Below are 13,043 nucleotides of genomic sequence, written 5' to 3' on the forward strand. Positions count from 1 at the left end.
GGCTTCCCAAGGCTATCTAGGTCAGACGCAAGAACAGGCCAGCACCAAGCTTGGCCCGTTCGGCCAGACTGTTGATGATGATGTGTTCATTCAGGGTGTGCAACCCGGCACCGCGCACACCGATGGAATCGATGGTCGGAATGCCCATGGCCCCGGTGAAATTACCGTCGGACCCACCGCCCGCGCTGCAATGAGGCATATCAAAGCCGATCTCCGCGGCGATTTCACGGGTGATTTCATAGAGGGCCAGCGTGTCAGCATCTGGTTCCCACACCGGGCGGGTGACGCCTCTGGTTACTTCAAAGACCACATCCCCGCTGGCATCATTCAACGCGAGCATGTCTTCCACGCCCTTATCGAGATCCGCCTGCCTCTTGGCCATGGACAACACCTCAGCCTGACAAGACGATGAAACGCAATTGACCCATTGCCCCGCGTGGAACACCCCAACGCTAAAAGTGCAATCCTCGCCACTCATCGCCTCGATATCCAGTATCCTCCGTGCCATTTCTGCAATGGCGGAACGGCCATCTTTCAACGCCCAACTGGCGTGGCTCGGACGACCAATCGTTTTCAGATCAAAGCGCGCAATAGCATAACGGCCGGTCACGCAACCGCCATCCGGCGTGGCAGGCTCAGGCACAAGCACATATTTGTTGCGTGCGGCCTCCATCTCGATCAAGCCCCGCGTTGCAGGCGTGCCGACTTCTTCGTCGGGCGTGAACAGAACAGTCACCGGCAGAGGCGTGTCTAGCCCTGCCTTTACAATCTGGCGCAGCGCTTCCAGGGCAGCATAGTTCCCGCCTTTCATGTCCTGTATGCCTGGCCCCCAGGCCTTACCATCTTCAATCCTGAAAGGCAGCTTTTCCAAAGTCCCGATCGGATGCACCGTATCCAGATGACCGCTCACCAGAACGCCAGGCTTGCCCATGTCTTTATGCGGCAAACGGGCCCGCACGGAATCGCCGAAGCCCATCCGCCCTGGAATACGCTCGATCACAGCACCAAGCGCCGCCAAATCATAGGCTGCTAAATCCATCATCCGGTTGACAGACGCAGGATCAAAGGTTGGACTTTCACACTCAACCCATACTTTAAGACCCGCCAGCATTAGGTTGGAATCAAATGGTAATTCTTTAAAATTCATCATCTCGTCCAGTCCAAATAGTGAGACGAATACACGCAGGTAATGCGCATGGGTCTATACACACGAAAAGCCACTTCAAGCAGCAAGGCGCTTTTCAACAATACGAGCATAAACACTGGCACCAACGGGCAAAATCGCATCATCCAGTACGAAAGCCGGATTATGAACCGGTATCCCGCCGCTGTGGCCAATGGTGCAATAAGCACCCGGTACAACATTCAACATGTCTGCAAAATCTTCGCTGCCCGTCACCAGGTCCTGCTGATCGGAAACATTCTGCTGGCCAACAACTTCAGCAGCTGCGTCCAGGTAGGCCGCAGAAAGAGCATCATCATTGCGCAAAACTGAAAAAATCGGACGGAGGTCGACCTTGATCTCAACACCAAAGCTTTTGGCAAACCCATCACACATGTCATTAACGCGGCTGTGAATCATGTCCCGAACATCATCGCTGAAATACCGGATGGTACCGGAAATAACGGCCTTCTCCGGCACGACATTATAGGCCGTTCCAGAATGGATCTGGGTAACAGACAGAACGGCGGGTTCCACCGGTGCGAGATTACGGCTAACAATACTCTGAAGGTTCTGCACAAGAGATGTGGAAATCACGATAGGGTCCTTGGCATGCTGTGGCATTGCCCCATGACTGCCCTTCCCAAGGATTTCGATATCAAAGAAAGTCGCTCCGGCCATGGCAACACCCGGACGGACTCCGACGAAGTTTGGCGGCGCAAGAGGGTTGTTGTGCATGCCGTAGATCTCATCGCAGGGGAACTTCTGAAAAAGCCCCTCATCGAGCATGGCACGTGCACCGCCCAGCCCCTCTTCCGCGGGCTGAAAAATGAAAATGACCTTGCCAGCGAAGTCTTTCGTGTCAGCGAGATAGCGCGCAGCACCTAGCAGCATCGTCGTGTGACCATCATGGCCACAACCGTGAAACTTGCCTGGTTTTTTCGAACTGAAAGGCAGATTGGTCTGTTCATCCATTGGTAGAGCGTCCATGTCGGCACGCAGGCCAATGGTCTTGCCTGCACCCTTACTGCCTTGCAGGACACCAATAACACCCGTTTTACCAAGCCCCCGATGAACTTCCACACCCCAGCCTTCAAGGAGTTTCGCAACAATGCCCGAGGTGCGTTCTTCCTCAAAACCAATCTCCGGATTTGCATGAATGTCGCGCCGCAAAGCCGTCATTTCTTCCGCATAACCGGCGATTTTTTCCAATACAGGCATACTCAGTTCTCCAGTCTAATAAGCGGTAACTCTGGTCATCTGGTCATCTGGGCATCTGGCCAGGTTAACATCCGCAATTCTCATTCTTGTATTTAGCAAAGGCACCTATCAGGCCACCTGAGTGGCCTTCAATTCCCGGAAATTGGCGAAGTCCCAGGCGCGCCCGGGAGCCGCCTCAATCAATGATTTCGTGTAGGGGTGCTGGGGATTGCCAAGCACCTTGGCGGCCGTATCATGTTCCACGACAATACCCTTCTGCATCACCAGAACATCGTCGCAGATCTGGGCTGCTACTCTGAGGTCATGGGTAATGAAGAGGATCGCGATTCCCAGTTTCTCTTGCAGGTCATTCAGGATCTCAAGAACCTGATCTTGAACCGAAACATCCAACGCCGACACAGCTTCATCCGCTACCAGCACATCCGGCTCCATGGCAATAGCGCGGGCAATGGCGATACGCTGTCTCTGGCCACCCGAGAACTGGTGCGGATAACGATCAACCGCATCTTCCGGCAGACCGACAAGCTGCATAAGTTCCTTCGCCCGCGTCATCGCTGCGTCCTTGTCCTGGCCAAGATTAAGCAGGCCTTCGACCAAGCAGCGCCCTACCGTCCAACGCGGATTGAGGGATCGAAACGGATCCTGAAAGACAATCTGGATGTGCTTGCGATGCGCGCGCAGTTCGGATTGTCTAAGTTGTGCAATCTCGGTGCCTGCGACCTGAACAGACCCGTCAGTGGGATCGATCAGACGCATGACACATCGTGCTACAGTTGACTTGCCAGACCCACTCTCGCCAACAATTCCGAGCGTACGACCAGCTGGAATATCAAAGCATACATTCTTGGCGGCCTGGGTCGGTGGCCGGTTCAAGAACCAACTACGCGCGCCATAGACCTTTGCCAAATTGTTGACCGCAAGGACGGGGTCTCCGCTCTCAGTTGTATCCTGAAGCGTCGCCCGAGGGGCTCTGGGAACAAGGCTTGGAACCGCTTTCAATAGCCGCTTGGTATAATCTTGCTGCGGCGTTCGCAAAAGCGCTTCGACAGGCGCCCCCTCCACCAGTTCGCCCTGCTTCATCACCTGCACGGTATCGGCAATCTCTGCGACCACGCCCATATCGTGAGTGATGAAGAGCACAGCCGTTCCGTGTTTTTCCTGAAGCTCGGCAATCAGGCTCAAGATCTGGCGCTGCGTGGTCACATCCAGAGCCGTCGTCGGCTCATCGGCAATCAACAACTGAGGTTCGAGAATAAGCGCCATGGCAATCATGATGCGCTGGCGCTGACCACCGGACAGTTGATGCGGAAAAGACCGATAAATCCGCTCCACGTCCGGCAGATGAACCTGGGTCATGATGTCCAGCACCCGTTCTTTCTTCTCCTTGCTGGTGAGACGAGCGTGGGTATCCAGAACCTCTTCGATCTGATCCCCAACCCGCATGACCGGATTGAGAGCAGTCATCGGCTCCTGAAACACCATAGAAAGGTTCTTGGCGCGCATGTCCCGCATCTCGCTGGGTGTCATATCAAGCAGATTTTTGTCGCCCAGAAGAATACGCCCACCAGACACTTCCAACGCAGCCTTGGGCAAAAGTCCCATGGTCGCCAAAGAAGTGACCGACTTGCCTGACCCGCTTTCACCCACGAGACAGACGGTTTCACCGGCGCGGATGGAGAAGGAAATATTATCAAGCACAGGTTTCGAGGTGTCCGTCGCGCCTGATAGTCCCACTGTCAGATTTTCGATCGTCAAAACGGTTGGGGCATCGGCGAAGGATTTTGTCTTGAAGAGCACAGCTTATGTCTCCCGTTTGCGCAGCCGCGGATCAAGAAGATCGCGGGCTGTATCGCCCAAGAGATTGATGGAAAGGATGCATAGAGACAGCATCACACCGGGCCAGAAGATCAGCGCCGGTTTGATCTGGAAGTACAGCCGCCCCTCGGCCATGATGTTTCCCCAGGTCGGAATTTCAGTGCTGACCCCGGCTCCCAGAAAAGACAGGATGGCCTCCGTCAAGATCGCCGAGGCGCAGATATAGGTCCCCTGGACTGTCAACGGGGCCAAAGTGTTGGGCATCAAATGCTGCCATAGAATTTTCGGCATTGATGACCCCAGCGAGATCGCCGCCTCGACATAGGGCTCCTCGCGGGCCGTCAAGACCACGGCACGGACAAGACGCACGACCCGTGGAATTTCCGGCAGTGTTATCGCTGCAATGACCGACCAGAGACTGGGGCCATTGAGCGCGACCAGAGCGATGGCCAGTAGGATTGACGGAATTGCCATCAGGCTGTCCATGATGCGCATGATGATTGCGTCGGCGGTTCTGTAGAAGCCGGAGACAAGGCCGATCAGCAGTCCAAGGAAGACGCTGACGACAGCCGCCCCAACCCCGATGAACAGCGATACGCGCGCGCCCATGACGACCCTGGAAAACAGATCCCGGCCAAACGCATCCGTTCCAAGCAGAAAGGTTGAGCTCGATCCTTTCAGGCGATTGAGCGCGTCGATTTTCAGCGGATCATGCGGAATATAAAGTGGCGCAAAAATCGCGGCAATGACGATAATCGCGAGGACAACGGCAGCAATGGTCGGGCCGCCGCCCAGTTTGCGCAATGCCAAGGTCACGGACATAAAGTCCAGGACGCTCTTCATACGAGAGGTCGGTTCAAAAGCTGCAGACATCAGTACCGGATCCTCGGGTCAAACACGCTGTAGGAGATGTCGATCATCAAATTGATGAAGACGTAGATCGCACTGGTGAGCAGGATCATGGCTTGAATGACCGGATAATCACGGGCCAGGATCGCATCCACGGTCAAACGGCCAATGCCCGGAATATTGAAGACACTTTCTGTAATGACCACACCGGAAATCAGCAATGCGAAGCCCGTTCCGATGATTGTCAGAATCGGCACGGCTGCATTTCTAAGGGCATGCCGGAAGAGAACAACACGCTCTGAGACACCTTTCGCCCTGGCGGTGCGAATGAAATCTTCCCCCAGAACCTCAAGCATGCTTGCGCGGGTCATCCGGGCAATCAGCGCCACATAAATCGTCGCCAGCGTCAGACACGGCAGGATGGCACGGGCCATAAACTTGCCAAAGTCTTTAGACGGCGCCGTGTAGCCCTGCACTGGCAGCCATCTGAGTTCGATTGAGAAGACCTGAATGAAAATATATCCAATGACAAAGACCGGAACCGAGAATCCGAGAACGGAAAATGTCATGACCGCATAATCGGCCCAGGTTCTATGCCGCCAAGCTGCAACAACACCCATTGGCACTGCAATCAGGACCGACAAAAGAATAGTCAGGAGCGCAATGTTGATGGTTGGCCAGATGCGCTGGCCGATCATGTCCACCACCGGCACATTGGAGATCAGGGATATGCCCAGGTCGCCCTGTACCAACTGGCCTATCCAGGTGCCAAATTGCGTCAGCAGCGAATCATTGAGGCCAAGCGAAGTTCGAATTCGCTCAAGCTGCTCTGGCGTGGCGGAATCTCCTGCAAGAATTGCCGCCGGATCTCCGGGCGTCAGTCTCAACAGAAGAAAGACAAAGATCGCCACGAAGGTGATGACAGGTATCACCGCGAGAAGGCGTCGGGAAATATAGCCAAGCATCGGCCGGTCGGCCCCTTTGGTTCAAGATCAAAAACTCTACATCATATCCGGTGGTTATGTCCGGTGTTCCGCCGCTTGAACCACAGGTCAAGCCGGGGAAACCAAACCGGAGAACTCAATCAAAAGTTCCCCGATCTGGTGCCTCAAGTATCTGGCTGGCTGCTAGCCAGATACCAAGTCTTAACGCGAGACTGACATCAGTCTTCTTTTTTCATCGCCCAGAAAACTGGTACTGGCGACGGGATCATGTCGACAATCTTCGTGCTGCGGGCTTGCGGTGAAAGATACTGTCCAAGCGGAATGTAATTGACCACATCCAGCGCATGAGCCTGGATCAGCTTTGCAACGGCGAGCTGGTCCTCTGGTGTCTCTGCACGAATGAAGTCCTTGCGCAGGGATTCCAGTTCAGGATCTGTCGGCCAGCCGAACCAGGCATCATTGCCGCGACCATTCAACATCGGGTTGATCAGTGGCGTATTGACTTCCGGCACACCCCAGTTGGTGAAGAACAGGTTCCAACCACCTTCAGATGGCTTTGCCTGGCTGGCGCGACGGCCAACAAGAGTCTGCCAGTCCATGGCCTGCATGTCGACTGTGAAGCCAGCATCACGCAAGGCCTGTGCGGCCACGATCGGCTGGGCAGTCAAAGTGGAAACATCGGTCGGCTGCATCAGAACCACAGGAGTTCCATCATAGCCGCTCTCAGCCAGAAGGGCCTTCGCGCCAGGGATGTCGCCACCTGTGATCAATGTTTCAGCACCCGCTTCATCAGCAAGCGGAGTTCCGCAACCAAATACGGCACCGCAGATCTTGTAGTAGTCGGGATTGCCGATCAGTGTTCCAAGCACATCCTTCTGGCTCATGGCCATCATCGCAGCTTGCCGAACCTTCACATTGTCAAACGGGGGATAGAGAAAGTTCATCCGTCCAATGGTCTGATATCCAAGCGGATCACGAACTTCGGCAACAACGTCCTCACTCGAATCCAGAATTGGCAAAAGGTCGACAGGCACCTGCTCGACATAGTCAACTTCACCAGACAACAGGGCATTCAACGCCGTCTGGGTATCCGGCATGGTCACCCATTTGACCTTGTCGATATTTACGACTTTACCGCCAGCCATCCAGTTGGCTGGCTCACTGCGCGGAACGTAGTCTTCATTCTTGACGTAAGTGACGCTGACACCCGGCTGATATTCATCTTCAACAAATTTGAAGGGACCGGAGCCGATGAAGCTGGTGATAGATTCACTCGACGGAGTGGCTGCGACGCTGGCTGGCATGATGAATGGCGGCAAGGCAGACAATTTGGCCAATGTATCAATCAGGGGAGCAAAAGGCTCCTTAAGCGTCCACACGAGTGTCTTGTCATCGGTCGCAGTCAGGGTATCAGTCACATCGAAGATAAGCTGACCGCCAGAATCCTTGCTGCCCCAACGCTTCAGGGATGCAACCGCATCTGCCGCGGTCACCGGTGCGCCATCGTGGAATTTCAAACCATCTCGCAATGTCAGCGTGTAGACTAACTTGTCGTCGGAAATGGTCCAATCGGCCATCTGCGGCTGTGGCTTGAAGTTTTCATCCACGGCAATGAGCACGTCATAGATCATATAAGCGTGGTTACGCACGATATGGGCTGTCGTGATGACCGGATCGATGACCCTGAGGCCGGAGTGCATGACCGCTGTTACAACCTTTTCTTCAGCCTGGGCAGCCCCAGCGCCAGCCAGCAAGGTTCCGGCGATCAAACCCGCAGCAATCTTGCTGACAATCCCACCGCGGCGTCCGATGCGTCGGCGACCGCTCTTGTTGTGGACACCCTCTGTCATATTCTGCATTGTCATTTCCCGTCTGGTTAGATGGTTCTTATCTTCTTTTGATGCTCCAGCCTGTTTCCGGCCGGTTTAGGACAGGCTGAAGGAACACACATTGGCGCCCTTCAGTCCGTATTCCGTCAGGACGCTTTGGCGACAGCCTCCTGTTGGTCTGAGTTGAAGGCCGGTCCACCGGGAGACAAGCGGATGCCTTCTGACAATTTCTTAAACGGAAGATCGCTTGCGTAAAGCGCCATAGGGCCTGGCGCCGTACACACAAGGATATCTGCTGCAATCGGCGCAAAATCCGCTCTGAAGTGGACAGAGCTCTTATTGACAAGAATGGCTTGGTCCATAGGCTCGATACCGACAAAGCGATACATAGCCTGATCCGCCATTTGCACTTTCTTGCTGGCAAGAACGACACGGACACCACCCAGAACGAGACAGGCGGAGGGCCCCAGATCCATCTGGGCTCCACCATAGTAAGGGCCAGTCGTCGTAAATTTTCCATCGGACAATTTCTCAATCCGAAACGTGCCGGAAAACGGAATATCTCCCACAACACCGGATTTTCCGCCTAAGGTCAAAGGAATTTCAGCCCCTTCACCGGCCTCATGCACAAGACGCGCGGCATCAGGATCGACCATAAGCCCAAGTGCTGTCCGCTGCGCATCCGCCTCAACAAGGGCTTTCAGCAGTCCGGCAGTATTGGAATCGCCGCCCGCCCCCGGATTATCCTGGGTATCAGCAATAACAATCGGCTTGGTGGCCCGCGCACTGAGAGAAATCGCCAATGCGATCCCTTCGTCTGGCGAATAGGCCTTGCCGCCAAAGTCTGTTTCCCGGTCAAGCACCTGAGCGCAGAAGTCATCCACGGCAGTTTGAACAGCGACGGCATCTTCACCATAACCAAGGACACATGGTCCGCAGTCCGCAAAGTCAGCCGCCGGAAAGCCCGTCAGAAACGACAGGCTTGAGACCATGCCACCTTCAGCCTGAGCAAGGCTGCTATAGAGACTTTTGGCTGGTTCAATATCCGTACATTGCCAAGGGATCGGGATAAGAAATGGAAGCTGCCGGAAGGTCTTTGCAAAAGGTGCGCCCCGCATCATCAAGGCATTCAGTTGAACAGCTGTACGGCGCCCGCTCTCGGCCATATCCACATGCGGATAGGTTCGATAAGCAACCATGACATCGCTTTCAGTCACCATTTTTTGAGTGACATTGCCGTGCAGGTCGAGCGTGACAGCCACCGAAACATCAGGGCCAACGACAGCGCGAACCCGCGCGATGATCTCACCCTCGCCATCATCTATATGCTGACAAACCATGGCTCCATGGAGGTCCAGATAAACGCCATCAAGATCGCCAGCCGCTTCAAGACGCAAAATTAAATCGCGAAGGATTTTTTCGAACGCGATTTCATCAACGTGAGCCGACGGTATCGCTGCGGCCCAGAGCAACGGAACCAGATCCCAGTTTGCGTGATTACCAAACACAACTGCACCAGAAATGCCTATGTTGACGCCCTGACATCGCTCAAGCAGCTCATCACCGCAGCTCAACGGCATATGTCCGCCACCTTCTACAAAGTGATCATATGTCGCCAGCGATGGCGCAAACGTATTGGTTTCATGAAGAAACCCAGCAATGGCAACTCGCTTTTTCACGCCAACACGCCTTTCTTTCGAAACTAAAACACTCATTCCAAATGCCACCAATACCTCAACCTATTAAGGCAAGGTCGTGAAACAACTCCATGCTTGCAATCAAGTATCACTATGCGATACTTTTGTATCTAAATTATGCTACGAACTAAGCATGACACGGTCAATCTTGAAAACGGTACAATTGAAGGCATCATGAGCCCAAAGTTTTTGCGATCCGAACTGAGCCGCCTGCCCTACCCGCCTGCTGAGAGCGACGATCCGCTGTTTATTCAGTCTATTGGGCGCGCCATGCAGGTGCTTTCGGTATTCCATCAAACGGACAGACCGCTTTCGCTTCAGGAGATCAGCACGTTGTCCGGACTGGGCCGTAGCGCCGTTCAACGCATTATCTTCACTCTGCGCACCATGGGATATATCACCCGCGACCCTGACGACCGGGGCTATGTCCCTGGCCTTCGTATTCTGGATCATTCGCTTGATTTTCAGCGGCTCAACCCGATTGTTGTCACCGCAAACCCTGTGCTTCTGGAGCTGCGTCGAACCATACGTGAACGCGTCGACCTGAGCCTGTTTGATGACTTGAGGCTGGTTTATGCCTCGCGCCTTCAAAGTAAGCGGGAAATTTTGTCTTCCACGATGATCGGTCACAGCGTTCCAACGTTCTGCACATCCGGCGGTTGGGCGATACTTGCGCATCTGGACGACGCTGAAGTCGACGACATCCTCATCAGATCCACCCTCACCGCAGTGACGCCGAAAACCATCACCAATCTTGATGCATTGAAAGCCAAGATCACGGAGACCCGCGCCAACGGTTTTGCTTTGGCATTGGAGCAGATCCTTGCCGGAGAGATCACGATCGGCGCCGCCATTTTGGACAGCCAAAGAAGACCTGTGGCAGCCATTCACGTTGCTGGCTCCCTGGCTGAATGGACGGCGAAAGACTTCAGTCGGAAGTTCGCCCCACTCATTGTTCAGGCGGCCCAAACCATAAGCCGGGGCTGAGATGCCAAGAATATCGCGCGCAATATAATCACACAGGATCATATCACCGGCCATTCCTTGATAGAACCATTCCAGTTCTCGTAAGCCAACGCCAGAGACAACACCTCCAGATCGGCAAATCTCGGACCAACAATCTGAAGACCGATCGGTATGCCGGTTGTTGAAAAGCCGCAGTTGATCGAACACGCTGGCTGATCACCCATATTGAAGGGCATGGTAAAACCGATGTGCTCAAACGGCATGTTCGGATCATTGTTCGGAGATGCCCACTCAGCTGGAAAGCTCACGCCCGGATTGACTGGCGAGAGAAGGAAATCAACTTTGGTGAAGATCTCAGCTGTAGCCTGACGGATCGCCAGTATCTGATCGAAGCCACGCGCCACCTGTGCGCCGGACAGGCTGGCCGCAGCCGATGCCCATTCCAGAATATAAGGCAGTACCTTGGCTTTTCGCTCCTCGGAAAAAGTTTCCATGGTGGACCAGAACCGGCCTCGCCAGAAGTTATCGAGGCCATCCAGCATCTCCCGGGTCAAGATCCCGGATATATCAATGATCTCGGCACCGGCATCCTCAAACTGCCTGGCAGCCGCCAAAACCGCATCACGAACGTCCTGATCAACATTCTGTCCGCAACCAGCTTCAAGCATCAGACCAATTTTTTTGCCCTTCACATTGGCAGGGGACACATTCCAGCCCCCCTCCATGGGCGGCAATGCCGTCGCATCACGCCAATCTGGGCGGGAAATCGATTCCAACAGCAAGATGCTGTCGTCTACAGTCGGCGTCATTGGGCCAACGCACCGCCCAGGATAGTAGGGGTAAACTGGTATACGGCCCTGCGTTGCCTTGAAGCCGAACAACCCGGTCCAGCCAGCGGGCAACCGCACAGAACCACCAATGTCCGTTCCAATATGCAAGGGCCCGTAACCGGCGGCTCCAGCAGAAGCTGCACCAGCACTTGATCCACCCGGATTTTGTGTCAGATCCCACGGGTTGCGGCTCAACTGATGAAAGGTCGATAGGCCAGAACTCAACATGCCAAAATCCGGGCACGTCGTCTTGGCGAAGAAGATTGCGCCGTCTTCGCGCAAACGGGCTGATGTCGGAGCATCTTCGGAAGCCGGCAGCATGTCAGAAGCCGCCGTTCCGCTGGGCACAGGATCGCCTTTGGTCGCAATCAATTCCTTCAGACTGACCGGCATACCGTCAAGCGGACCTATCGGCGCGCCAGCTGTCCAGCGCTCTGCCGATAATTTGGCTTGAGCAAGGGATTGCTCCGGCCTGAAATCATAAAGCGCGCCCACTTTCGGCTCGCGCGCTTCGACCCTGGAAACCAGAGCAGACATATAATCGACAGGCGACACATGACCGTCAGAAAAGGCCTTTAACACTTGCCTTGCAGGAAGAGCCAAAAGATCTGCATCACTGCTGCGCTCTTCGCTCGTTTCCAACATCGCCATACCATTCTTCCCTGTTTTGCATCTGTCTCATGATCCGAGTGATGCGATGCTGCCAGAGAAATGAGCGTATACTCAATCGAATTTATGAGGCCACAGTGATGCTAAAACCGTTGCACGAATAGTTAACAATCACGAACCTCCCTGAAACTGTGACAAAAGTGACAGTTCAAGATGGTGGGCAAACTTGTCTGCAGCAAAACTCAGTGACAGATCCTTGGCCAAACCAAGTTTTAGGAAAGTATCAACCCGTGCATCCGCAGCAAGGGGACGCACAATCAGCCGATTGAGTTCGATGTCCTGCCGAACGGACACTTCCGGCAGGATCAGAATCGTCGCCCCAAGCCGCGCCACTTCCTTCTGCACAGTCATGGAGGGGGTCGTGAATGTGGCCTCCAGTGGCGCTTTCCCCGCAAGCCTCATTCGTTCATCGAGAGCCATTCGAAGACTGTAAGATGTATCAGGCAGGGTCAAAGGGTACTGAGACAAGAGATCGAGCCCGATCTCCTTCGCACTGGCCGCAGGATGGTCCGGTGAGAAAATCGCACAATAGGGCAGCGGCACCTGGCAACGAGATTTTATCCTCGCATCCGAAGGTGAAAACATCGTCAGAGCCATGTCGGCTTCCCCCTGCGCCACCGCATCCAGAGCTGCTTGTGCTGATGTCTCGGAAATTCGCAATTTAACCGATGGATATTTGATGGAAAATTCAGCCAACGGAGCAGACAGAACCGATCCGCTGGCAGCGCCGTTTACATAGACACTGACTTCTCCCGTTCGCAATCCTCTCAGATCGTCAATTGCCTGCCGGGCCTGACCAAAGGCCCGGCTCGCACTGAGCAACCGTTCTGCCACCACCTCCCCCGCCGCGGTTAGCTCAATGCCCTTGGCACCCCGCTCAACAAGCACAACCCCGAAGTGATACTCAAGATTGTCCAGCTGACGGCCAATTGCTGTCGGGGTTACTCCAAGGTTCTTGGCCGCCTCCCGGATCGACCGGCACTTCACCAGCTCATTGAAATAGGTAATCGCTTGAATTTGCATGAGCACTCGCCCCGTTCAAAAGCTAATTGGATTTGACA

At 54.5% G+C, this 13,043-nt stretch carries 10 protein-coding genes; 1 reads left to right on the forward strand and 9 read right to left on the reverse strand.

Translation table 11 applies throughout. The features are described 5' to 3' along the window. Positions 1-16: 16 nt before the first annotated feature. From V6575_RS16575 to V6575_RS16605, 7 genes are all read right to left on the reverse strand, one after another. Positions 17-1,147 (reverse strand): M20/M25/M40 family metallo-hydrolase, encoded by a 1,131-nt coding sequence (locus tag V6575_RS16575; RefSeq protein WP_340275962.1) that lies wholly within the window; start codon positions 1,145-1,147, stop codon positions 17-19. Between the two features lie 75 nt (positions 1,148-1,222). Then, positions 1,223-2,383 carry a M20 aminoacylase family protein gene (locus V6575_RS16580; protein WP_340275912.1) on the reverse strand — a complete coding sequence of 387 codons (1,161 nt, stop codon included), beginning with the start codon at positions 2,381-2,383 and terminating at the stop codon, positions 1,223-1,225. Positions 2,384-2,491: 108 nt separating this feature from the next. Beyond that, a complete protein-coding gene (locus tag V6575_RS16585) occupies positions 2,492-4,180 on the reverse strand; it encodes an ABC transporter ATP-binding protein (protein ID WP_340275914.1) in 1,689 nt (562 codons plus the stop codon). A gap of 3 nt (positions 4,181-4,183) precedes the next feature. Continuing rightward, on the reverse strand, positions 4,184-5,020 hold the full coding sequence (locus tag V6575_RS16590; RefSeq protein ID WP_422785594.1) for an ABC transporter permease: 837 nt from the start codon (positions 5,018-5,020) through the stop codon (positions 4,184-4,186). A gap of 50 nt (positions 5,021-5,070) precedes the next feature. Then, on the reverse strand, positions 5,071-6,012 hold the full coding sequence (locus V6575_RS16595) for an ABC transporter permease (protein WP_340275918.1): 942 nt from the start codon (positions 6,010-6,012) through the stop codon (positions 5,071-5,073). A gap of 197 nt (positions 6,013-6,209) precedes the next feature. After that, positions 6,210-7,841 (reverse strand): ABC transporter substrate-binding protein, encoded by a 1,632-nt coding sequence (locus V6575_RS16600; RefSeq protein ID WP_422785595.1) that lies wholly within the window; start codon positions 7,839-7,841, stop codon positions 6,210-6,212. 125 nt (positions 7,842-7,966) lie between these two features. Further along, positions 7,967-9,535: a M81 family metallopeptidase gene (locus V6575_RS16605; RefSeq protein WP_340275922.1), complete on the reverse strand. Its 1,569-nt coding sequence runs from the start codon at positions 9,533-9,535 to the stop codon at positions 7,967-7,969. A gap of 156 nt (positions 9,536-9,691) precedes the next feature. On the opposite strand from V6575_RS16605, the gene V6575_RS16610 reads away from it, so the two are divergent. After that, entirely contained in the window at positions 9,692-10,504 is an 813-nt protein-coding gene (locus V6575_RS16610; RefSeq protein ID WP_340275924.1) for an IclR family transcriptional regulator, read from the forward strand. 38 nt (positions 10,505-10,542) lie between these two features. On the opposite strand, the gene V6575_RS16615 is transcribed toward V6575_RS16610, so the two are convergent. Both V6575_RS16615 and V6575_RS16620 read right to left on the reverse strand, forming a co-directional pair. After that, the gene (locus V6575_RS16615; protein WP_422785592.1) at positions 10,543-11,964 is read right to left on the reverse strand and encodes an amidase; all 1,422 of its coding nucleotides are present in this window, start codon (positions 11,962-11,964) and stop codon (positions 10,543-10,545) included. A gap of 129 nt (positions 11,965-12,093) precedes the next feature. After that, the gene (locus V6575_RS16620) at positions 12,094-13,005 is read right to left on the reverse strand and encodes a LysR family transcriptional regulator (RefSeq protein WP_340275926.1); all 912 of its coding nucleotides are present in this window, start codon (positions 13,003-13,005) and stop codon (positions 12,094-12,096) included. Between the last annotated feature and the right edge of the window lie 38 nt (positions 13,006-13,043).

This window comes from Roseibium algae (genome assembly GCF_037783265.1).
GTDB lineage: Bacteria > Pseudomonadota > Alphaproteobacteria > Rhizobiales > Stappiaceae > Roseibium > Roseibium algae.